The organism is Streptomyces sp. B1866 (genome assembly GCF_031932565.1).
Lineage (GTDB): Bacteria > Actinomycetota > Actinomycetes > Streptomycetales > Streptomycetaceae > Streptomyces.
In genome coordinates, this window is sequence record NZ_JAVSCF010000029.1 from 1 (window position 1) to 20,130 (window position 20,130).

Sequence of the window (20,130 nt, forward strand, 5' to 3'; positions counted from 1 at the left end):
CACGCGAACCACCGGCTGTAGTACTAGAGGACGGGCTCTGAACAGCGCAGCCGTGTCCCGTCGGCTGTCCGAGGTGGCTCTGGTGGCGTGGTGCCGACATGACGACGGCCCCCGATCTTCGAGGGCCGCTCAAGGGACGCCGGGTAGCTCAGACGGAGAGGTTCCCACGCTTGACGGTGGTCACGAAGGACGACCACGCGGCGGACTCGAAGACGAGCGGGGCGCGGCCGGGGTCCTTGCTGTCGCGGACGGGCACGACGGCGGGGAGGTCGTCGGCGATCTGGAGGCACTGGCCGCCGCTGCCGTTGCTGTACGTGCTCCCGCGCCACGTGGCGGCGCTCAGGTCGACGGGTTGCGTGGCGTTACCTCCAATTGTTCAGCAAGCAGCGAGGAAACTTCCGGTACGTCCGAGAATTCTTTCAGTCGACGCAGTATCACCCGCACCCGGTCCGCTGTGCGCTTCGAGGATACGGCCGCCGCTATCACGATGACCCGTTCGGCTACGGCGGCTGCTTCTTCGGGTTCGTTGGCGTCCAAGAGAGCTACAGCGAGCCACGAGAGATAGAGCGCCATTTCGCGCGTGTGCGTCGCGTCGTAGTCCTTGAGCACGTCTCTCAGCAGAGGGACGGCGCGCAAGGGGCGGCGCAGTTCGGTGTAGCAGCGGGACTCCATGACTCGGAGTTCGCCGCTGTCCATCCAGTACAGGTACGATGGTGATTCCGCGCCCGTGCTGTCTTCCGCCAACGCCTCGGAAGCCTCACCGAGTGCCCGCATCGCGGGTTGTGCTTCGCCTGCCTTTGTATGAGCCCACGCCACCCTATCCAGATAGAGCGCGCGGGCTTTCGGGGGCGCCTGGCCTCCGGCGTCGGCCAAGGCGGCGCGAGCGAGCGCCACTCCTTCGGACACCCGTCCCGTGTTGCTGTACTGGTAGGCGAGTGATCCGGCGAGGTTTCCGACGAGCGTGCGGTCCTCCGCTTGGCTCGCCGCACTCATCCCCATGCGGTAGATGCGCTCCGCCTCCTCGGGTTTTCCGGCATCACTGGCGATCCACCCTGCGATCTGCGCTAATTCGCCGATCTGCCTGAGAAGTGCGCGCCCTACCTCGCTGGTATAGACGCCGCCCCGATAGAGCTTCACAGCGGAGCGAAGCTCCCTCAGTGCGGGCCGGACCAGGTCGCCACCGGCGATCACGTCATCAGCGAGCCTGAGCGCATGCACGCGCTTCCGGAGATCGTCAACCGCCTCCGCGCCGACACGGCGCCCTGTACGGGCACTCAGAACGTCCAGCAGGTCGGCATCGGGCAGATAATCAGACAGGCATGGCAAGGCTGGTTCAGGGTGGTCTTGCCGCGTCCTGAGATCGGCGACAGCCACGCCCAGCGCCTGAGCGATCAACGGAAGCCATTCGCGGGGCGTGCGCTTCCCTGTTTCGTAGCGGCTGATCTCCTGGCGACCGACCGGCTCGCCACTGACCCCCGCCAACCTGCACACTTCCCGGGCTAGGCGCGCCTGGCTCCAACCTCGCTCTTCGCGTAGGCGCTTGATGTTGGCCCCGACGACGTTGGTCATGCCTCCATTCTGGCCGACATTCGGCCGACAGTGGGCCGCTATGCCGATGGTCTCCGGGGCGGAAGGGTTGAGAAACCAGGAAAGACCCCGGCGACCGTCCGACCGGCCCCGGGCATGGCCACCAACCCCATGGAGGTTGACGACGTGTCGCACCTTATCCGAAGGATCTTGGTAGCGCTTTCGAGGCTGTTACTGCTGGGAACGGCTTGTCGTTGCGCGGACGGGCGCGCTGCCACCCCCACGGGCGCGCGCCCGGTCGGGCTGCCGCGCCGGGCCGAGGGCAGGCGGACGTCGCGCGAGGAGCGTACCGAGCGGCGGCGGCAGCGACAGCGGCGGCGGGCCTTGTGGCTCGCCGTGCACGGCGTGGACGTCGGGCCGCGCGTGATCCACGGCGTACGGGTGGTGGCGTGGTGAGCACCCCGACCACGCCCCCGCCGCCGCCGCCGGACGGGCAGGACGGGCAGGACGGCGACGACGACCGCCCGACGCTCGGCGAACTGCTGCGACGCGCTGACGACCTGGCCGCCGAGGTCCGGGAGCACGCGAAGCTGCTGGGGAGGAAGGCGACATGACGCGTGCGGTGTACCGGTTCCGTGAGTTCACCATCGGTCCCGACCAGCGCCCGGACGCGGAGCCGGTCCGATTCGCCATGGAGTGCGCGGCGTGCGGGAGCACCGGGCCCCGGTCGGAGGACGCCGACGCCGGTACCGCGTGGGCCGTGGCGCACCTGAGGGCCAACCCGGAGCACCTGGCGTACCGGGAGCACGTCACCCGCCCGTACCGGTTCGAGGCGGGGGCATGGCAGTGATCATCGACGGATTCGAGTGCCGGGCGGTCGCCCAGACCCCCGACCGGTCGCGGGAGTTCTGCCTCGGCGCGTACCGGGCGGACACTGCCGGGGAGGCGGTCGCATGGCTGCGCGGTCAGGCCGCACGGTTCGCTCGGGGGCTCGACCCGCGACCGGACGAGGGGTGGGCGCCGCGTGGCGCGCTGCTCGCCCTGCCCGGCGGGCTGCCCGGCCCGGCCCAGCTCATGCGGAGTTGGGAGCGGGACGGCCAGGCGCACGCGGACATCGTGCGGTACCTGTGGGCCGGGTTCCACTTCTCCCTGCTGACCTGACCTGCGACTACACCGCGCGCTACGCGCTGACGATACGGCCGTACGTCCTGTCCCCGTCGGCCGTGCGACCTGCGCACCGGATTCCGTCCGCCGCTGCCGCGTAACGACCACTGACGAGAGGATGGACTGCCGATGGACGCGGCCGACAGGGACCGGACGGCGGCGCGCAGGCGCGTGGTGGCCGCCGCCGCTGGCGGAGGTTGGGTGTCGGTGCAGTGCGAGGCGGCGCGCGGCGGGATCGCCGAGGCGCACCGGATGTGCCGCGAGGGCCGGTGCGCGTGCCGGTGCCACCGCAAGTACGCGGCGAGCCTCGGGCAGTTGATCGGCGGGCCGGAGCCGGTCACCGGCGGCGACCCGGCCGAGGCGCAGGCCATCCGGGCGGCGCCGCCGGGGGCGGACCGGCGGACGGCGGAGCGGCGGTGGACGCCTCCGGTGACCGCTCAGGAGGCGCGGGTGGAGATGGTCGCGGCCGGGTGGGAGCCGATCGAGCCCTACCCGGGCCGGGCCTCACGCGGGTGGTCGTGCCGGTGCCTGACGTGCGGCTCTGGGAGGCGGTTGAAGCTGAGCGAGGTGCGCGGCGGACTGCGCTGCTACCACCGCCGGGCCGCCTCCGCGCCCGTAGCGGCCCCGGTAGCGCCCGGGCCGTACCGCCCGCGCGGCGGTCCGGCCGCCCCGGCCCCGTAGCGGCGGCGGCCGTACCGCTCTCGTGGCGGCGCGGCCGTACCGCCCCGACAAGCCGGGGCGGGCCCGCTGGCAGCCCCGGCGAATCCCCCGAGCCGGAAATGGCCACTGCCGGCGCGTCCGTCCCACGGCCCGGCTCCGCCCCCGGCCACCCGCCCCGTTCCGGTTCCTTCCGGGGCCCGTGGCCGGGGCGGGCCGGGCCACCCCAGACCGGTCCGGCCGGTGTTCAGGGCACAACACCCGGCCGGACCACCCGACGCGGTCCGCGCGGCGGCGTTCACCTGTCCGCACGCGCGCCGCGCCCCTGCCGCCGACGGCGGAGGCGTGCGCGGACCGCACAGGCCCCGGGGACGTCCCCTTCGTCCACCTCCCCGGGGCCGCCCCCTGTCACCCACCCCGGCGCTGCGTCCGGGCCTCCACGCGCGGGCGTGTCCGGCGCGTCAGCGGAGCGCGGCGTCCAGCGTGGGAACCGCCGACCCCGGGTCCGGCTCGGCGATCAGGCCGAGGAGGGTGGGGTGCAAGGCCGGGGACGCGGCCAGGAAGCCCGGGGCGGACGGTTGCCACGGGTGGCCCTCGGCGTCCGTGACCACGGCGCCGGCCTCGCGGGCGATCAGGGCGCCGGCCAGCAGGTTCGCCGGGTCGCTGCCGAACTGCCAGAAGGCGTCCAGGCGTCCGGCCGCCGTGTCGGCGATCTGCCAGGACGTCGGGCCCAGGTTGCGTACGGCGGCCACGGCGGGCAGGACCGCGGTCAGTGAGCGGCCCGCCTGCCGGACCGCCTCGGGATGGTCGGCGGCGAACGGCGGCTGGCTGGTGGCGACCACGGCCACGGCCGGGTCGGCGACCGCGGCGGGGGCCACCGGGCGGCCGTCGCGGGTGGCGCCGTGGCCCGCGGCGGCCTGGTAGGTCTCGCCGAGCAGCGGGGCGTACAGGGCGGCGGCCACCGGTTCGCCGTCCCGTACCAGGGCCAGGCTGACGCAGAACTGCGGCAGCCCGCGCATGAACTGCACCGCGCCGTCGATCGCGTCCACCACCCACGCCTCCCCTGTCGTCGGCACGCGCGTGCCGAGTTCTTCGGTCCACGGTGTGCCGGGGCGCAGCGCGTCCAGGCGCCGCCGCAGGAGGTCCACGACCGGGGCCTCCAGCGCGTCGAAGACCTGCCGCGCCTGGCCGAGGGTGGTGACGGGGGCCGGGCGGGGCGTTCTCAGCAGGAGGTCGCCGGCCTCGCGGGCGGCGGCGGCCAGTGCGGTCGGCAGGTCGGCGCGGGGGGTCGTGGACAGGGGCGTGGTGGACATGGGGGTGCCTTTCCGAGAGGAGGCCGTGGAGTGCGTTCCGGTGTCTTTCATCCTCGGTGGGCGGGGGGTACGACCGGCGGCGGGCGGCGGCCGGGTGAGCGAAGATGTCTGCCATGGCTGTCGAGGTGAGCGTTGACGTACTGGACGAGCGGGATCAGCGGCTGGTCGCGGCCCTCCAGTACGACGGGCGGCTGACCGCGCACCGGGCCGGGGAGGTCCTGGGGCTCAGCCCGCGCACCGTCCAGCGCCGGTGGCGCGCGCTCATGGACGGCACGGTGCGCGTGGTGGCCCTGCCGCCCCGCCCGGCGGCGATCGGGGCGCTGCTGCTGCGCATCCGCGTGCTGCGGGGGAAGACCGACGCCATCGCGGCGGCCCTGGCGGCCCGCGAGGACGTGCCGTTCATCGACCTGTCCGCCTCCGGCGACGAGATCTCCGCCGTGGCCTGGACGGCGCCCGGCACGCGCGACCGGCTGGTCTTCCGCCAGCTGCCGTCCGCGCGGGCCGTCACCGACGTGACGGCCGCGACCGTGCTGCACGCCTTCCGCGAGGCCGCCGACTGGCGGCACGACGTGCTCACCGCCGCCGAACGGCAGGCCCTGGCGCCGCCGTACGCGGCCGGCGGCACCCCGCCGGACCCGCCGGACGACCTCGACCGCGCCGTCCTCGCCGCGCTGCGCGCCGACGCACGCGCCCCGGCCGCCGCCGTCGCCGCCCGTACGGGCGCGCCGGAGTCCACCGTGCGGCGCCGCATCGCCCGGCTGGCGGCCTCGGGCGCGCTGCGCACGCAGGTGGTGGTGGATGTCAGGCGGCTCGGGCTGGCCATCGACGCGAACGTGATGATGCGGGTGCCGCCCGCCCGGCTCGACGCGGTCGGCCGGGCCCTGGCCGCCCACCCGGCCGTACACGGCGCCTTCGCCACCACCGGAACGGCCAACCTGCACGCCGCGGTCTGGGTGCGCGGCCTGCCGCACCTCTACCGGTTCGTCAGCGAGGAGCTGGGCGCGCTCGGCGTCGACAGCGCGGAGACGGTGATCGTCGGGCAGGCGGTCAAGCGCCCGGGGGCTCCGGCGGTCATCGGCTGAGGCCGGGCCGGGAGGCGGTGGCGCCCGGGTCGTCGGCCGGTGGCCGCGCCCGGACGGGCGGTTACGGGCGACAGCGGGCGCGGCTCAGCGGCACGCGGGGCAGGGGGCGCTGCCCGGGGCCGGCGGCGTCGGTTCGCTGGGCCGACCGGTGTGCGGGGCGGCTCGCCCGGTACGCACGTACGCCGCCGGTCGCTCAGCGCAGGGCCGTATCCAGCCACCGCAGGACCTCCGCGCCGACGGGGTCGGCCAGGTCGGCGAACTCCTCATGCTTCCGTACGAACTTCGCCACGTACGGGCAGACCGGCACGGCCCGCAGCCCGGCCTCGCGCACGTCGGTCAGGGCCTGCTCCACCAGTACGGCGCCGAGGCCCCGTCCGGCGAAGGCGTCGCCGATCTCCGTATGGTAGAAGACGCGCTGGCGGTCGCGGTCGCGGTATTCGGTGAAGCCGGCGAGTTCGCCGTCGACCAGGATCTCGTAGCGGTGCTTGTCGTCGGCTCGTCGGACGACCGGGGCGCCGGGCTGGGTCATGGGCGTGCCTCTCGCGTGCGGTGCGCGCGGGCTGCCGCGCGCGGTGGGGGTGAGGGGGCCGGCGGGGGCTGGGGCGGGGAGACGGTCTCCGCCGTGGCCGTCTCCGGACCGGGCACCGGGCGGGCCGGGGTGGTCTGCCGGGTGTTCCGGTGCTGGACGGCCTCGTCGTCAAAGCGTCGTCCGACGAGATTCCACCGCATACCGCGCATAGTACGTCTCGGGAGCCCCGTCGACCTCAGGGCCTGCCCGGCGGGGCCGACGGCTCTGCCCTCGCGCCGGACGGGGATACCAGGGGCCGCGCGCCGCTTCCCGCACCCTGCCGCCACTTCGACGGTGCGGTGAGCGACCTCAGCTGGGACCCGGCCAGGCCGGAAGACGTCCAAGCTCGGCAGCGTCTCCGGGCGCCACGGTCTGCGGCCCGCCTGCCCGGTCTCCGGGCTCCGGGTGGTGCCCGCCGCACCCCTCGCCTCCCCCGTGGGCCCGCTGCGAAGATGAACCAATGAACTCCCCAACCGGTGAGAACCGGCCGGCGGCCGACCGGGGGCGGCTGCTCGTGGTCGAGGACGACCGGGACACCGCGGACATGCTGGCCGAGCTGTTCACCATGGAGGGCTACCACGTCGAGGTGGCGCTCGACGGCCACCGGGGGCTGCATCTCGGCCTGAGCAGGCAGCACGAGGTGATGGTCATCGACCGGATGCTTCCCGGCATCGACGGCCTGGACCTCGTGAAACGGCTGCGCAGGGTCGGCGTCGCGACGCGGGTCCTGATCCTGACCGCGCTGGGGGAGCTGGAGGAGCGGGTCGCCGGGCTCGACTCCGGCGCGGACGACTACCTGGTCAAGCCCTTCGAGGTGGACGAACTGCTGGCCAGGGTGCGGGCGCTGCAACGCCGCGACCTGTCCGCCGCCGAGGTCCTTCCGCTCGGGGCCGGGCAGTTGGACCTCAGGCTCCGTGAGGTGCGCCTGGCCGACGGCGGGCAGGTCGGGCTGTCCCTGCGCGAGTTCAACCTGCTGCACACCCTCGCGGAGGCCCCGCGGCAGGTCCACGACCGGGCAGAGCTGCGCAAGCGGGTGTTCCCCGACACCTCCGCCGAGTCCATCGTCGACACCTATGTCTACTATCTGCGGCGGAAACTGGGCCGCGACGTGGTCCGTACCGTGCACGGGCGCGGCTACCAGATGGGAGCGCTGTGAACCCGTACCCGGTCTGCTCCGTGGGCAGGCGGAGCAGGGGCCCCGAGCGGACGAAGGGTCCCGAGCGGCGGCGGCTGGCACGCGCGCAGTGGATGATCACCCTGCGCATCTCGCTGGTGATGTCGGTGATCATCCTGCTCGTCGGGGCCGTCGTCTACGGTGCCGTGCTGGTCGCACAGCGCGCCGACGCGGAACGCGAGACCCAGTGGGGCATCGAGCACAACACCATCGACAGCCCGCCCGTGTGCGTGTGGATGACCGTCGAGCGCGACGGCGTGGTGACCCACACTCCCGGCATGCCCGCCGGCCTGCCCGTGACGTCCAGCATGACCGCGGTCCGCGACGGCGCCCCCGCGATGCTGGAACGGGTGACGCGCGGCGGCCAGCACTACACGGTGCGGACCGCGCGGCGCGGCTCCCTGGTCGTCCAGGCGGCGTACGGCGAGAGGTTCCAGCGTGCCGACCGGAGGCATCTGCTGCTGGCCTTCGGGGCGGCCGAGTCGCTCGGCCTGCTGCTCGTCGCCGTCGCCAGCGGCCGGATCGCGCGGCGCGCGATGACCCCGCTGACCGAGGCGCTGGAACGGCAGCGGCGGTTCGTCGCGGACGCCAGCCACGAGCTGCGGACCCCGCTGACCCAGCTGCACACCCGCGCCCAGTTGCTCGCCCGGCGGTGCGGCACGGCGGCGCCCGACCAGCTCTCCGCGGACATACAGCGCCTGGTGACCGGGACCCGGCAGCTCGGCGACGTCATCGACGACCTCCTGCTGTCCGCGCAGCTGTCCCGCTCGCCCCGGTCCCGGGAGCCGGTCGACCTCGCGGCGCTCGCCGCGGAGGCGGTGGCCGCGGAGGACGCGCGGGCCCTGTCGGTGGGCGTCGCCGTGCACCTGCGGTGCGGGCCCGGACGGCACGTGGTGACGGGCACGGCGTCGGCCCTGCGCCGGGTGATCGCCGCGCTGCTGGACAACGCGCTGGGCCACACCCCGCCCGGCGGTGAGGTCACGGTGACGGTCCACGCCCCGGTGTCCGGCACGGTGACGCTGTCCGTACGGGACACCGGCGTGGGGTTCGCCCCGCAGGACGCCGAGCGCCTCTTCGAGCGGTTCGCCCGCGGCGCCACCGGCCAGGGCAGGCGGTTCGGGCTCGGCCTGGCGCTGGCCCGCGAGGTGATCGAGGCCCATCGGGGGCGGATCACCGCCCGCGGGCGGCCCGGGGAGGGCGCGCTGTTCACCGTGGAGCTGCCGGCGGCGCGGACGGGCGCGGCGAGCGTGGGTACGGGCAGCGGCCGGCGTCTGGGCGTGTCCCGGCGCTGAGGGGCCCCGGTCTCCCGGGCGTCGGACAGGCTCCCCGGCCCGGGCGTCGGACAGGCGTCCCCGGCCCGGGCGTCCCCGGCCCGGGCGTCCCCCGGCTCCGGCGTCTCCCGGGCGTCGGCCAGGTGTGCCGCCTGCGGGCACCGGGCGTTCCGCGTCACCACGCGGCCCGGTGCACCGGACGGTCCCAGCGGGCACCGGGCGTGTCCGCGTTCACGGCGCCCGCGAGCCGCCCCGCCAGCGCGTGGGCGTCGACGTCGAGGCTCTCCGCGATCGCGGCCAGCGGCGAACCGGGGGTCCAGGCCAGCCAGGTCCGGCGCCAGAGCCGCCCGCCCGCCACCGGCTTCACGGTGATCCCCGGGTAGTACCCGCCCGGGGCGGTGAAGACGCCGACCACGTCCTCCGCGCTCACGATGGCCGCGGCGGTGGCCTGGTCGGCGCCGAAGTAGCGGAAGCGGGGCGTGAACCCGGCCCGCTCGCAGGCGATCCGCAGGCTCAGGCCGAGGCCGTCGGAGCGGTCCCCGGGCGCGACCCAGGTCTCCTCGGCCAGCTCTTCGAGAGTGATCAGCTTGCGGTGGGCGAGCCGGTGCCCGGGGGTCAGGCCGATCAGCACCGGCTCCGTACCGAGCTGACGCGTCCCGAAGCCGCGCACCGGTGGCGGCGCTACGTCCGGGAACTCGCTGACCACCGCGAGCGCGACCTTGCCGGTGCGCAGCAGCTCCAGCACGTCCTGGGAGCGGGGCTCCAGGTACGTCACCTGCTCGGAGTGCGGCAGCCGGTCCCGTACGGCCGAGGCGACCACCGGCACCCAGGGGCTGTCCACCCCGCCCAGCGCGACGGCCTGCGCCGGTTCGGCCGACCGGGCCAGTGCCCTGGCCGTGGACAGCAGGTCGCCGAACCCGTCGAGCAGTTCCCTGGCCCGGCCCAGCACGTGCACGCCCAGCTCGGTCGGGACGACGCCGTCCGGGCGGCGGCGGAACAGCGACCCGCCGAACTCCTGCTCGATGCGCCGGAGCTGGGCGGTCAGCCCGGGTTGCGCGATGCTCAGCGTGGCGGCCGCGCGGCTGATGCTGCCCGACTCAGCCACCGTCAGCAGGATCCGCAGGTGGCGCAGTCCGATGTCCACGTTGTGCCCCCAACGTCGGTTCTCGCGGCCGGAAGTACCCGATGACGAGCACGGCACCGATCAGGGACAGCAGCGCCGTCCAGACGGCGGTGACGTACATGGCGTGCAGATAGGCCCGGTTCGCGGCGGCCAGGAGGTCGGGCCGGTCCAGCTTCCGCGCCAGGGCCCGGGTGGCCTCGGCGGAGTCCAGGGCCCGGCTCCGGCTCGCCGGCGGCAGGCCGTCGAGCGCGGGGCGGACCGCGCGGCGGTAGGCGGTGGCGAGCACCGAGCCGAGCACCGCGACCCCGAGCGTGCTGCCCACCGGCCGGGCCGCGGCGGCGACGGCCGCGCCGGCGCCGGTGTACCGCGGCGGCAGGGCCGCCATCATCTCCGTGGTCATCGGCGCGACCACGAGCCCGACGCCGGCGCCCTGCGCGAACAGCGTCAGCACGGGCCAGGCCACCGGGGTTTCGGCGTCGAAGAACAGGAAGCCGGCGAACGTGGCGCTGGTGAGGAGTATGCCCGCGGCCGCGCTCCAGCGGACGGTCAGCAGCCGGGTGAGCGCGGGGGAGACCTGGTTGCCCAGGACGATGCCGCCCGCGGCGGACGCCATCACCGCGCCGGCCGCGGGCGGCGACAGACCGCGTACGCCCTGGAGGTAGAAGGCGCAGGAGAAGAGCTGTCCCGCCAGCCCGAGGAACAGCAGCAGGAGGGTCACGCTGCCGCCCGCGAACCGCGGCTCGGCGAACAGCGTCACGTCGAGGGAGGGCTGGGCCCGGCGGCGCTGCACCACCACGAACAGGGCCAGCAGCGCGAGGCCGGCGGCCAGGGGTACGAGCGCGACCGGACTCGACCAGCCGGGCCTGCGGCCGCCCTGGATGACGCCGTACACCGTCAGGCCGAGGCCCAGCACGGACAGCGCCAGGCCCGGCAGATCCAGCACCCTGCCCCCGGGGTGGCGCGCCTCGGGCACCCAGAACGCGGCGCCCGCCAGGCACACCGCGGCCACCGGCAGGTTGAGCAGGAACACCGAGCCCCACCAGAAGTGCGCCAGCAGCGCCCCGCCGACCACCGGCCCGAGCGCGACGGCCGCCCCGCCGGAGGAGGCCCAGACCGCGATCGCCCTGGTCCGGACGGCCCGCGAGGTATGCCGGGTGACGAGCGCCAGCGTCGCGGGAGTGATCAGCGCCCCGCCCGCGCCCATGGCCCCGCGCGTGACGACGAGCGCCGTGACGTTCGGCGAGCGGGCGGCCAGCAGGGAGGCGGCGGCCAGGACCGCCAGTCCGGCGATCAGGGTGCGGCGCGGTCCGTAGCGGTCGGCGAGGGCGCCGCCGGCGAAGCTGCCCGCGGCGAAGACCAGCGAGTACGAGGCGACGGCCCAGGCCAGGTCCGACGAGCCGGCCCCCAGCCCGCGCACCGGGTCGGCGAGGGTCTCCATGGCGATGTTGAGGACCGTGTTGTCCAGCAGGACCAGCGTCTGGGCGAGGACCGCCACGGCGACGATCCGCCACTGCCGGGCGGCGCCGGCTCCGGCGGGGTCCCGTTCGCCGTCGGCGGGTACGGCCGGTGCGGAGACGGTCACGGCTGGAGCGCTCGCCTGCCCGCGACGACGATCCGGGTGAGTTCCGCGACCCGGCGCCCGAGGTGTTCCGCGGTGGCGAGGTCCGACGCGCGCACCGTGCCCGACCTGTCGTCCACGTTCGACTGCGCGGCGGCGCCCTGGAAGAAACCGAGCCGGTTCAGGTCGGATTCGCTTCCGGTGGCGGAGTTCCAGCCGGGAGCCAGGCCCAGGTTGACCCACGTCATGCCATGCTGCGCGGCGAGGGTGGCGAAATAGCCCAGGGTGCCGGACTTGTCTCCCGCCATCGATCCCGAGTTGGTGAAACCCGCGGCCAGCTTGTCCTGCCACTTGCGGGTGAACCACCGCTTGCCGCTCGCCTCGGCGAAGGTGTGGAAGGCCCCCGATGCCGTACCCATGTACGTCGGCGCGCCGAAAACGATCGCGTCGGCGTCGTCGAGCTGATGCCACTGCGGGCCGGTGATCCGGTCCACCTGGACCTCGGTGACCTCGGCGTACGGGACCTGTCCCGCGCCGGCGCGCACGGCCTCGGCCAGCCGGGCGGTGTGTCCGCGCCCGCCGTGAAAGGCGATCGAGACGCGTACCCGGTCGGTTGAAGCGGTCACACCAGTCTCCTCGAAAAACGCGGTCCCGGATCCGGCTGGATAGCGCATCGAACAGCCTGGCAGAGAAATCTCAGAAAGTTCTCAGAGCCGCATAACCGCAGAGTTATCGGTGCCCGATATCTGCCTGGCAGGACCGGGGCGTGCCATTCTGGCTGCGTGATCACGAAGCGCAGCCCATCCCGTTGGAGAGGCTGATCCGGAAAATGGCCGATATCGGGAAATCGCTCCGCATGCGAAGGCTTTCGGCGGCAGGCGACGGAAGATATCTGTTCGTCCCGCTCGACCACAGCGTCTCCGACGGGCCGGTCGTGCCGCAGGCCCGCTGGAACGGTCTGATCCGGGCCCTGGTGGACGGCGGCGCCGACGCGGTCGTCGTGCACAAGGGCCGGGCCCGCACCCTCGCCCCGGAGGTCCTGCGCCACTGCGGCCTGGTGGTGCACCTGAGCGCCGGGACCAGGCACGCCGCCGACCCCCGCGCCAAGGTGCTCGTCGGCGACGTCGAGGAGGCCCTGCGGCTGGGCGCGGACGCGGTGAGCGTGCACGTCAACCTCGGCTCGGACACCGAGCACCGGCAGCTGTCCGACCTCGGCGCCGTGGCCGCCGCGTGCGACGCCTGGAACATGCCGCTGCTGGCGATGGTCTACCCGAGGGGACCGCGGATCGCCGACCCGCACGACCCGGCGTTCCTCGCGCACGCGGTCAACATCGCCGCGGATCTCGGCGCCGACCTGGTCAAGACCTCGGTCACGGTGCCGCCGGACCGGATGTCCGAGGTGGTGGACAGCTGCCCCCTCCCGGTCCTCGCCGCCGGCGGCCCGCCCGACGGCTCCGACCTGATCGGCTACGGGACCTCGCTGATGCTCGCCGGCTGCCGGGGCCTGGCGGTCGGCCGCCGGATCTTCTCCTCGCCCTCGCCCGGCTCGCTGACGGCCCGCCTCGCCGCGGTCGTGCACGCCGTGGAGACCCCGGCCCCCCACCACCCGACGATCGCGACAGGTGCCGCATGAAGTTCGCATGGATCGACGTCCGGGCCGTGCCGCAGCCACGGCTGGAGTCCATCGTGGACGCCGCCGTCCACGCCCGGATACGGGGCGTGCTCTCCGACGACGAGGGACTCCTGGCGGCACTGCCCCCGACCGTCCACGGCGTCACCCCCACCGTGGTGGCCGCGGAGGACGGGCTGCACGACCTCGGCCCCGACGCCGTCGGCTGGGTCGACGTCCACGACGACCGGACGCTGCGGCTGGCCTGCGCCGCCGCGGTCACGCTGCCCTACACCGTCGTCCGGTTCGCCGACCCCACCAAGATCCCCCTGGAGATCGTGCTCGCCGCCGCCGACCGCTCCCCCGGCAAGCTGGTCACCGCCTGCGCCGACCTGGCGGAGGCGGCGGTCGTGCTGGACGTGCTGGAGCGCGGCTCGGACGGAATCCTGTTCGCCCCCGCCGACGCGTCCGAGGTCTTCGCCCTGGCCCGGCTGCTGGAGGCCGGCTCGCCGCCGCTGGAGCTGACCACCCTGACCGTCGACCGCGTCGAGCACCACGGGCTCGGCGACCGGGTGTGCGTGGACACCTGCACGCACTTCGCCGAGGACGAGGGAATCCTGGTCGGCTCGTACTCGACCGGCTTCATCCTGTGTTGCAGCGAGACCCATCCGCTGCCGTACATGCCCACCCGCCCGTTCCGGGTCAACGCCGGAGCCCTGCACTCCTACGTGCTCGGCCCGGACAACCGGACCAACTACCTCAGCGAGCTGCGCTCCGGCAGCACGGCCCTGGCCGTCAACGCCGAGGGCAGGACCCGCCGGGTGGTGGTCGGCCGGGCCAAGCTGGAGTCCCGTCCGCTGCTGACCATCACCGCGCGGTCGGCCGGGGGCGTCGTGGTGAGCCTGACCGTGCAGGACGACTGGCACGTACGGGTGCTCGGCCCCGGCGGCAAGGTCCTCAACGTCACCGAGCTGCGGCAGGGCGACGAGCTGCTGGGCCATCTGGCCACGGACCAGCGGCACGTGGGCCTGCCGATCGGCGAGTTCTGCAAGGAGACCTGATGGCCGGCGGCATGCGGGACCTCGTCGGCCGGCTGCTCGACGCCCACCCCGGCGCGACGCCCTGCCTCGTCCACCACGACGGCACGCACAGCCGCGCGGAGGTCCGGGACGCGGTGTCCGCGGAGGCGGCGGTGTTCGCCGGGCACGGCATCGGCGAGGGGCACACGGTGATGCTGCGGGTGCCCCCGAGCTGCACGCAGTTCGAGGCGCTGCTCGCGCTGTGGCGGCTGGGCGCCCAGGTGATGCTGGTCGACCACCGGCTCAAGGACGCCGAGGTCGACGGCCTGCGCGCGCTGTGCCGCCCGCAGTACCTGGTCGCCGCCGGCCTCGCCGGCAGGCCGTCCCTGGGCTTCCGGGCCCGGTACGAGCTGGTCACCACCCGGTGCGCGGACGGCCGCGCCGCGGCCACCGGTCACCGGCTCGTGCAGTTCAGCTCGGGCTCGACCGGCCTGCCCAAGGTGATCGGGCGGACCGCGGACTCGCTGGCGGCGGAGGTCGAGCGGTTCACCCGGATCGAGGGCATGCCGGCGCGCGGCGAGCGGGTGCTGCTGCTCAGCTCCACCGCGCACAGCTTCGGCCTGATCGCGGGACTGCTGCACTCGCTGGCCGCGGGCGTCACGGTGGTCTTCGCGCGGCACGGGTCGGCCCGGGACATGCTGGCCGCGGCCGCGCGGCACGACGTGCACGTCGTGTTCGGCACGCCGTTCCACTACGAGCTGCTGAGCACCGCCCGCGAGCTGCCCGCCCTGCCCGCCCTGCGGGCGGCGGTCTCCGGCGGCGAGATCATGCCGCCCGAGACCGCCGCGCGGTTCGCCGAACGGTTCGGCGTCGGCGTCGGCGAGTCGTACGGCACCACCGAGACCGGCGTCGTCGCGATGGACGTGAGCGGCGCCGCGCGGCCCTCGGTCGGCCGGGCGGCCCCCGGCGTGCGGCTGCGGATCCGCGCGGGCGAACTGGAGGTCCGGCTGCCCGACGGCTCGCCGTACCTGCTGCCGCCCGGCGGCGACCGGTACGCCGACGGCTGGCTGCGCACGTACGACCGGGCCGAGCTGGCCCCCGACGGCGCCGTACGGCTGCTGGGCCGCGGCGACTCGCTGGTGGTCGTCGGCGGCCTCAAGCTCGACCTGGGCGAGGTGGAGACCGTGCTGCGCGGGCACCCCGGAGTCACCGGCGCCGTGGTCGTGCACGCCGGTGTCACCGAGGCGTACGTGTCCACCCGGGCCGACGGCGGTCCCTCGGCCGGGGACCTGCTGCGCTGGTGCCGCGAGCGGCTGGCCGACTACAAGGTGCCCCGGGCCGTCCGCATCCTGCCGGACCTGCCCCGCACCTCCAACGGCAAGCTCGTCCGGCGCCGCGACGCCCTGCTCGCCCTGGCCCCCGACCGCTGACCGATCCCACCGGCCGCGAGACCGCGTCCACCCCCCGGCACAGAAGGGCTTTTCCCATGGAGACGGCTTTGCAGAAGGAGATCCGCGCGTTCGTGCTCAGCACGATCACCGAGGACATGAACCTCCCGCTCGACACGGACGAGATCACCGACGACAGCCCGCTGGGCGCCGGCGGGATCGACCTCGACTCGCTGAGCCTGATCGAGCTGACCCTGCGTCTGGAGCGCCGGTTCGGCGTGGAGTTCCCGGACACCGACATCGAACCGGTCGGCGCGATGAAGCTGGGCGACCTGATCGGCGACGTCGTGGCGCGGGGCGCCAGGGCATGACCGCGGAATACGGGGCCGGGGAACGGATCACCGCCATGGCGGTGCGGGAGCTGCTGTCCGACCCGAAGGTCTTCTCCGACCTGCCGTCCGAGCTGGACGACGACGCCGAGTTCGCACTGGACTCGCTCGGGCTGCTGTGGTTCCTGCACCAGGTGGAGCTGCGGTACGGGCTGGTGGTCGAACCGGACGCGGCCCACTTCGCCGACTTCACGTCGGTGCGCCGGATCACGGACCACCTGGCGGCCCTGGCGGGCCCGGCGGACGTGGGCGGGCGGCCGTGAGCGGTGCGAGCCGTGAGGTGCTGCTGACCGGGTTCGGGGTGCGGACGGCGTTCGGCACCGGGGCGGACGCGCTGCGGGCGGGCGTGTTCGACGGGCGTCCCGCGTTCGCGCCGGTCACCCGCTTCGACACCGGCCCGTACCGTACGGACATGGCGGCCACCCACGGCCCGGCCGCCCCGCTCCACGAGGTGCTGGCCGAGACCGCCGGGGCCGCGGTCGGCATGGCCGGACTGCCGGCGGGCGCGCGGGCCGCCGTGCTGGTGGGCACCGCGGGCGACTTCACCGGCCTGACCCGGTTCTGGCGCGCCGCCGCGTCCGGCGGCTCCGCGTCCGGCGGCTCCCCTGAGGACGCGGAGGATACGGACGGCGCGGCGGGCGGCGTCGCCCGTACGGTCCCCGCCTGGCAGGCCGAGGCCCTGGCCGACGCGCTCGGGGTGCGCGGCCCCCGGCTGGCGTTCACCGGCGCGTGCGTCGCCTCGGCCACCGCGGTCCTGCACGCCTGCGCGCTGATCGCCTCCGGCCGGGCCGACACCGCGGTCTGCGCGGGCGCGTACCTGGTGGAGGAGGAGAACCTGGCCAAGTTCGGCTCCGGCTTCGCGCTCTCCACCGACGGGACGGTGCGGCCCTTCTGCGCCGACCGCAGCGGGCTGCTGCTCGGGGACGGGGCCGCCGCCGTGGTGCTGGAGTCGGCCGACAGCGCCCGGCGCCGGGGCGCACGCCCGCTCGGCGCGCTGACCGGCTGGGGCGCCGCGGCCGACGCCCACCACGTGGCGCGCCCGCATCCGGAGGGCGCCGGACTGGCCGCCGCCGCCGGCCGGGCCCTGCGCCGCGCGGGCGGCCCGCGCATCGACTACGTGAACGCGCACGGCACCGCGACCAGGCACAACGACCCCGCCGAGACGCGGGGGCTGCGCGAGGTCTTCGGCCCGTACGCCGACGCCGTCCCGGTCAGCTCGACGAAGAGCACGACGGGACACCTGCTGGAGGCCTCCGGAGTGGTGGAACTCGTGATCACCCTGCTCGCCCTGCGGGACGGCGTCCTGCCGCCCACCGCCGGATTCACCGCGCCGGACCCGCTGTGCGACCTCGACTACGTGCCGAACCGGCCGCGCAGGGCCGAGATCCGCCGGGCGATGACCGTCAACGCCGCGTTCGGCGGCACCCACACCGCGCTGGTCCTGGAGCGGGCGTGATCGCCGCCGTATCCGACGCCGACCCGCCGCCGGTCCCCGGTTTCGTGGAGTCCGCCTTCAGCCCGCTGGTGCACCAGGCCGTCGCGCGCGCCCTGAGCGCGCGGCCGGGCGACGGCTCCCGGACCGCGCTGGTCCTGGCCTCCGCGATGGGCGACGCCGCGACCCTCGACGCCGGCAGCCGACTGCTCGCCGCCGGGCGGGTGCACCATCCGCTGCTGTTCATGCAGAGCACTCCGAACGCGGTCCTCGGCCGGCTCAGCTGCGACTTCGCCGTCACCGGCCCCCTGCTGGCACTGTCCGCCACCGGCGACCTCGCCGACGCCCTGCTGGCCACCGGGGAACTGCTGCTGGAGGACGAGGAGCTGGACCGGGTCGTGCTCGTCGGGGTCGAACTGGCCGCCACCGGGCGCACCGCGGCGGCGCACCGCGAGATGGGCACCGGCCCGCCCGCCGCGGAGCGGGCCGTGGCGATCGTGCTCGACCGCGGCGACCCGCTGCACTCCCTGCTGCACTCCCCGCCCCTCGACCCGCCCCTCGACGCCCTGTCCACTTCCCGCACCGAGTACGGCAATCTCCGCGGCCTGGCCGAGCTGGCCGCCCGAACCCAAGGGACGACACCGTGATCACCAAGGAAGAACGCGCGCGGATCATCGAGGACGCCGCCCTGGGCGCCGGGAACGTGATCCACCGGCTGAAGGCGTACGGCCGGCCGATGGACGAGCCGGTGCTGTGGACGGACGGGACCTGGCAGGCCCCGGACGGCACCCGGCCCACCGTGCTGACCCTGGGCGAGCTGCACGAGGCCGTCGAGACCTACGCGGGCTGGTACCACGCGCAGGGTGTCCGGCCGCGCGACCCGGTCGCGATCCACACCTGGTCCAGCACCGAGTTCGCGGTCAACTTCCTCGCGCTGACGTCGCTGGGCGCGATCCCGTCCTTCGTCAACGGCAACCTCCGCCCGGAGATCGCCCGCGAGTACGTACGCCGCCAGGGCGCGGTGGGCGCCCTCACCGACCAGGCCCACCACCCGGTCCTGGCCCCCGGCCGGGAGGAGCTGGGCCTGGGCTTCTGCGTGACCGCGGCCGACATCCGCGCGCAGGACCGCGAGCCCCTGCCCCCGGGCTACCCGTACGCCCACCACGACACCGACCCGATCATCATCTCGCACTCCTCGGGCACCACCGGCATGCCCAAGGCCGTCCCGCACACGCACCAGACCCTGCTGTACGCGCAGTTGCACCGGCTGAGGCTGTCGGTCGGCACGGCGATGGGCCGCCTGCTGGTCGCGCTGCCCGGCTCGCACAACGCCGCGGTGTCGGTCATGATGTTCGGCTTCCTGCTGCGCTCGCCGGTGATGATGCTGTCCAGCCAGCGGGGCGCGGACGTGCTGGACGCCATGGAGTCCTTCCGTCCCACGACGGTGTTCGCGTTCGCCGGGACGTACGGGGAGATGGCCGCGCACGACCTCGCCGCCCGCGACCTGGCCAGCGTGGAGGCCTGGTACAACACCGGGGACGCGGCGCACGAGGCGCACATCGGCAAGCTGATCGCGCAGGGCAGCCACGAGACGATCGGCCGGGACCTGAAGCGGCGCCGGGTCGCCGGATCGGTCTTCACCGACGGGCTCGGCTCCTCCGAGACCGGCTACTCGATCTTCCACAACGGGCACCGGCCCGGCGGGTCGGCGTTCGCGCGCCGCGTCGGCAAGCCGATGAGCTTCGCCCAGGCGGCGGTGCTCGCCGAGGACGGCACCCCGCTGCCGCCCGGCGAGGTGGGCCGGCTCGGCGTCCGCTCCCCCACGCTCACCCCTGGCTACTGGAACGACTCGCTGACCTTCCACCGCCTGCGGCTCGGCGGCTACTGGCTGACCGGCGACCTGGCCTACCGGGACGAGGACGGCAACTTCTACCACCTGGACCGCGCGCCGGACGCCGTCCGCACCGCCGCGGGCATCGTGTTCAGCACCCGCACCGAGGAACTGCTGCTGCGCGAACTGCCCGCGCTGGAGGACTGCACGGTGGTGGCGGTCGCGCCCGAGGGCGTACGCGCGGACTGGGACGGCGACGGGCTGGCCGACGCCTACGCCCTGCTCCAGGTCGGCGCCGGCGCGGCGGAGTGGGACGACGCCCGCTGGACGGCCGAGGTCAACCGGGTGCTGGCGGCCGGCGGCCTCCCGCCGCTGGCCGGAGCGCTGCGGATGGCCGCCGCCGACGTCGTCAAGGGCGCCACCGGCAAGGTGCTCAAGCGCGAGATGCGCGAACGCTTCCGGGCCCGGGTGGCCGCCGGGGAGTTCGGCGGGGCGCCACGATGACCGCGACCGGCGACCGCGGCGGCGTCCGCCCGCGGCCCATGGACGTGTACCGGCAGTGGTGGGCGCACGACGCGCGCTGGTACCAGGGAGTGGCCCGGAGGTTCGGGCACGCGGCGGCCAACGAGATCAACGCCGAGGCCATGCGGCACGTGGCCGTCCAGGCCGGCCGGCGGATCGCCCGCGAGTTCGGCGGCCGGCCCGCCGCCGACCTGGAGGAGCTGCGCCTGCGCTACGACCTGTGCTCCGAGTGGATGTTCCCCAGCGAACTGCGCGACGGCGGCACGGCGGTGCTGGACAGCGGGGAGATCGAGCTGACCATGCGGCAGAACTTCGCGGTCACCATGGTCCGCATGGCCGGTTCGCTCGACGGCTACGCCTGCCCGTGCACCGACATCCACGCCGGCTGGTCCGAGGGCCTGGGCGTGCGGCTCACCCGCAACTGCGCCACCGCCTGCCTGCGGGACGGCGACTCCGCGTGCCGGCTGCTGATGCGGGTGGCGGACCCGGCGGACGGGGGCTGA

The 20,130-nt window shown here is 74.7% G+C and carries 23 protein-coding genes; 16 read left to right on the top strand and 7 right to left on the bottom strand.

The window, feature by feature from the left end; all coding sequences use genetic code 11:
* Positions 1 to 148: 148 nt before the first annotated feature.
* Together RKE29_RS06930 and RKE29_RS06935 are read right to left on the bottom strand one after the other, a co-directional pair.
* Positions 149 to 373 (bottom strand): DUF397 domain-containing protein, encoded by a 225-nt coding sequence (locus RKE29_RS06930; protein WP_312004202.1) that lies wholly within the window; start codon positions 371 to 373, stop codon positions 149 to 151.
* Complete coding sequence (locus RKE29_RS06935) at positions 340 to 1,569, bottom strand: helix-turn-helix transcriptional regulator (protein WP_312004165.1); 1,230 nt, start codon at positions 1,567 to 1,569, stop codon at positions 340 to 342. Before RKE29_RS06935 ends, RKE29_RS06930 begins: the two co-directional genes overlap by 34 nt.
* Positions 1,570 to 1,979: 410 nt before the next feature.
* Between RKE29_RS06935 and RKE29_RS06940 the strand changes: the two genes are divergently transcribed.
* The 4 genes from RKE29_RS06940 (at position 1,980) to RKE29_RS06955 (ending at position 3,372) form a co-directional block, all read left to right on the top strand.
* Positions 1,980 to 2,141, top strand: coding sequence for a hypothetical protein (locus RKE29_RS06940; protein WP_312004166.1), 162 nt, complete (start codon positions 1,980 to 1,982; stop codon positions 2,139 to 2,141).
* Positions 2,138 to 2,377 (top strand): hypothetical protein, encoded by a 240-nt coding sequence (locus tag RKE29_RS06945; protein WP_312004167.1) that lies wholly within the window; start codon positions 2,138 to 2,140, stop codon positions 2,375 to 2,377. The genes RKE29_RS06940 and RKE29_RS06945 overlap by 4 nt, the downstream gene beginning before the upstream one ends.
* A complete protein-coding gene (locus RKE29_RS06950) occupies positions 2,368 to 2,688 on the top strand; it encodes a hypothetical protein (protein WP_312004168.1) in 321 nt (106 codons plus the stop codon). Before RKE29_RS06945 ends, RKE29_RS06950 begins: the two co-directional genes overlap by 10 nt.
* Before the next feature lie 132 nt (positions 2,689 to 2,820).
* Entirely contained in the window at positions 2,821 to 3,372 is a 552-nt protein-coding gene (locus RKE29_RS06955; protein WP_312004169.1) for a hypothetical protein, read from the top strand.
* Between the two features lie 437 nt (positions 3,373 to 3,809).
* Here RKE29_RS06955 and RKE29_RS06960 read toward each other — a convergent pair whose 3' ends face one another.
* Positions 3,810 to 4,661 (bottom strand): inositol monophosphatase, encoded by an 852-nt coding sequence (locus RKE29_RS06960; protein WP_312004170.1) that lies wholly within the window; start codon positions 4,659 to 4,661, stop codon positions 3,810 to 3,812.
* 113 nt (positions 4,662 to 4,774) lie between these two features.
* Here RKE29_RS06960 and RKE29_RS06965 point away from each other — a divergent pair, with 113 nt between their 5' ends.
* A complete protein-coding gene (locus RKE29_RS06965; RefSeq protein WP_312004171.1) occupies positions 4,775 to 5,743 on the top strand; it encodes an AsnC family transcriptional regulator in 969 nt (322 codons plus the stop codon).
* A gap of 193 nt (positions 5,744 to 5,936) precedes the next feature.
* Here RKE29_RS06965 and RKE29_RS06970 read toward each other — a convergent pair whose 3' ends face one another.
* Positions 5,937 to 6,272 carry a GNAT family N-acetyltransferase gene (locus RKE29_RS06970; RefSeq protein WP_312004172.1) on the bottom strand — a complete coding sequence of 112 codons (336 nt, stop codon included), beginning with the start codon at positions 6,270 to 6,272 and terminating at the stop codon, positions 5,937 to 5,939.
* 499 nt (positions 6,273 to 6,771) lie between these two features.
* Here RKE29_RS06970 and RKE29_RS06975 point away from each other — a divergent pair, with 499 nt between their 5' ends.
* Together RKE29_RS06975 and RKE29_RS06980 are read left to right on the top strand one after the other, a co-directional pair.
* Positions 6,772 to 7,467: a response regulator transcription factor gene (locus RKE29_RS06975; RefSeq protein WP_312004173.1), complete on the top strand. Its 696-nt coding sequence runs from the start codon at positions 6,772 to 6,774 to the stop codon at positions 7,465 to 7,467.
* 92 nt (positions 7,468 to 7,559) lie between these two features.
* Positions 7,560 to 8,777 (top strand): HAMP domain-containing sensor histidine kinase, encoded by a 1,218-nt coding sequence (locus RKE29_RS06980; protein WP_312004174.1) that lies wholly within the window; start codon positions 7,560 to 7,562, stop codon positions 8,775 to 8,777.
* A gap of 154 nt (positions 8,778 to 8,931) precedes the next feature.
* On the opposite strand, the gene RKE29_RS06985 is transcribed toward RKE29_RS06980, so the two are convergent.
* From RKE29_RS06985 to RKE29_RS06995, 3 genes are read right to left on the bottom strand one after another with little or no spacing between them, the layout of a single operon-like run.
* Positions 8,932 to 9,900 (bottom strand): LysR family transcriptional regulator, encoded by a 969-nt coding sequence (locus tag RKE29_RS06985; protein WP_312004175.1) that lies wholly within the window; start codon positions 9,898 to 9,900, stop codon positions 8,932 to 8,934.
* Positions 9,854 to 11,461 (bottom strand): MFS transporter, encoded by a 1,608-nt coding sequence (locus RKE29_RS06990; protein WP_312004176.1) that lies wholly within the window; start codon positions 11,459 to 11,461, stop codon positions 9,854 to 9,856. The genes RKE29_RS06985 and RKE29_RS06990 overlap by 47 nt, the downstream gene beginning before the upstream one ends.
* A complete protein-coding gene (locus RKE29_RS06995) occupies positions 11,458 to 12,063 on the bottom strand; it encodes a flavodoxin family protein (protein ID WP_312004177.1) in 606 nt (201 codons plus the stop codon). Before RKE29_RS06995 ends, RKE29_RS06990 begins: the two co-directional genes overlap by 4 nt.
* 203 nt (positions 12,064 to 12,266) lie before the next feature.
* On the opposite strand from RKE29_RS06995, the gene RKE29_RS07000 reads away from it, so the two are divergent.
* From RKE29_RS07000 to RKE29_RS07040, 9 genes are read left to right on the top strand one after another with little or no spacing between them, the layout of a single operon-like run.
* The gene (locus RKE29_RS07000) at positions 12,267 to 13,070 is read left to right on the top strand and encodes a 2-amino-3,7-dideoxy-D-threo-hept-6-ulosonate synthase (protein ID WP_312004178.1); all 804 of its coding nucleotides are present in this window, start codon (positions 12,267 to 12,269) and stop codon (positions 13,068 to 13,070) included.
* Positions 13,067 to 14,107, top strand: a complete 1,041-nt coding sequence (locus RKE29_RS07005; protein WP_312004179.1) for a 3-dehydroquinate synthase II — start codon at positions 13,067 to 13,069, stop codon at positions 14,105 to 14,107. Before RKE29_RS07000 ends, RKE29_RS07005 begins: the two co-directional genes overlap by 4 nt.
* The gene (locus RKE29_RS07010; protein WP_312004180.1) at positions 14,107 to 15,495 is read left to right on the top strand and encodes a fatty acid--CoA ligase family protein; all 1,389 of its coding nucleotides are present in this window, start codon (positions 14,107 to 14,109) and stop codon (positions 15,493 to 15,495) included. Before RKE29_RS07005 ends, RKE29_RS07010 begins: the two co-directional genes overlap by 1 nt.
* Positions 15,496 to 15,551: 56 nt before the next feature.
* Positions 15,552 to 15,824, top strand: coding sequence for an acyl carrier protein (locus RKE29_RS07015; RefSeq protein ID WP_312004181.1), 273 nt, complete (start codon positions 15,552 to 15,554; stop codon positions 15,822 to 15,824).
* Entirely contained in the window at positions 15,821 to 16,105 is a 285-nt protein-coding gene (locus RKE29_RS07020) for an acyl carrier protein (RefSeq protein WP_312004182.1), read from the top strand. Before RKE29_RS07015 ends, RKE29_RS07020 begins: the two co-directional genes overlap by 4 nt.
* Complete coding sequence (locus RKE29_RS07025; RefSeq protein WP_312004183.1) at positions 16,102 to 17,298, top strand: beta-ketoacyl-[acyl-carrier-protein] synthase family protein; 1,197 nt, start codon at positions 16,102 to 16,104, stop codon at positions 17,296 to 17,298. The genes RKE29_RS07020 and RKE29_RS07025 overlap by 4 nt, the downstream gene beginning before the upstream one ends.
* Positions 17,295 to 17,921 (top strand): hypothetical protein, encoded by a 627-nt coding sequence (locus RKE29_RS07030; protein WP_312004184.1) that lies wholly within the window; start codon positions 17,295 to 17,297, stop codon positions 17,919 to 17,921. The genes RKE29_RS07025 and RKE29_RS07030 overlap by 4 nt, the downstream gene beginning before the upstream one ends.
* The gene (locus RKE29_RS07035; RefSeq protein WP_312004185.1) at positions 17,918 to 19,609 is read left to right on the top strand and encodes a class I adenylate-forming enzyme family protein; all 1,692 of its coding nucleotides are present in this window, start codon (positions 17,918 to 17,920) and stop codon (positions 19,607 to 19,609) included. Before RKE29_RS07030 ends, RKE29_RS07035 begins: the two co-directional genes overlap by 4 nt.
* Entirely contained in the window at positions 19,606 to 20,130 is a 525-nt protein-coding gene (locus tag RKE29_RS07040) for a DUF6125 family protein (protein WP_312004186.1), read from the top strand. The genes RKE29_RS07035 and RKE29_RS07040 overlap by 4 nt, the downstream gene beginning before the upstream one ends.

Bases quoted from the DNA above. Each gene is read 5' to 3' on its own strand.
- RKE29_RS06975 (WP_312004173.1), top strand. From the start codon at position 6,772: ATGAACTCCCCAACCGGTGAGAACCGGCCGGCGGCCGACCGGGGGCGG.
- RKE29_RS07000 (WP_312004178.1), top strand. From the start codon at position 12,267: ATGGCCGATATCGGGAAATCGCTCCGCATGCGAAGGCTTTCGGCGGCA.
- RKE29_RS07015 (WP_312004181.1), top strand. From the start codon at position 15,552: ATGGAGACGGCTTTGCAGAAGGAGATCCGCGCGTTCGTGCTCAGCACG.
- RKE29_RS07005 (WP_312004179.1), top strand. From the start codon at position 13,067: ATGAAGTTCGCATGGATCGACGTCCGGGCCGTGCCGCAGCCACGGCTG.
- RKE29_RS06980 (WP_312004174.1), top strand. From the start codon at position 7,560: ATGATCACCCTGCGCATCTCGCTGGTGATGTCGGTGATCATCCTGCTC.
- RKE29_RS07020 (WP_312004182.1), top strand. From the start codon at position 15,821: ATGACCGCGGAATACGGGGCCGGGGAACGGATCACCGCCATGGCGGTG.
- RKE29_RS06965 (WP_312004171.1), top strand. From the start codon at position 4,775: ATGGCTGTCGAGGTGAGCGTTGACGTACTGGACGAGCGGGATCAGCGG.
- RKE29_RS06945 (WP_312004167.1), top strand. From the start codon at position 2,138: ATGACGCGTGCGGTGTACCGGTTCCGTGAGTTCACCATCGGTCCCGAC.
- RKE29_RS06955 (WP_312004169.1), top strand. From the start codon at position 2,821: ATGGACGCGGCCGACAGGGACCGGACGGCGGCGCGCAGGCGCGTGGTG.
- RKE29_RS06960 (WP_312004170.1), bottom strand. From the start codon at position 4,661: ATGTCCACCACGCCCCTGTCCACGACCCCCCGCGCCGACCTGCCGACC.
- RKE29_RS06970 (WP_312004172.1), bottom strand. From the start codon at position 6,272: ATGACCCAGCCCGGCGCCCCGGTCGTCCGACGAGCCGACGACAAGCAC.
- RKE29_RS07040 (WP_312004186.1), top strand. From the start codon at position 19,606: ATGACCGCGACCGGCGACCGCGGCGGCGTCCGCCCGCGGCCCATGGAC.
- RKE29_RS06950 (WP_312004168.1), top strand. From the start codon at position 2,368: ATGGCAGTGATCATCGACGGATTCGAGTGCCGGGCGGTCGCCCAGACC.
- RKE29_RS06935 (WP_312004165.1), bottom strand. From the start codon at position 1,569: ATGACCAACGTCGTCGGGGCCAACATCAAGCGCCTACGCGAAGAGCGA.
- RKE29_RS07010 (WP_312004180.1), top strand. From the start codon at position 14,107: ATGGCCGGCGGCATGCGGGACCTCGTCGGCCGGCTGCTCGACGCCCAC.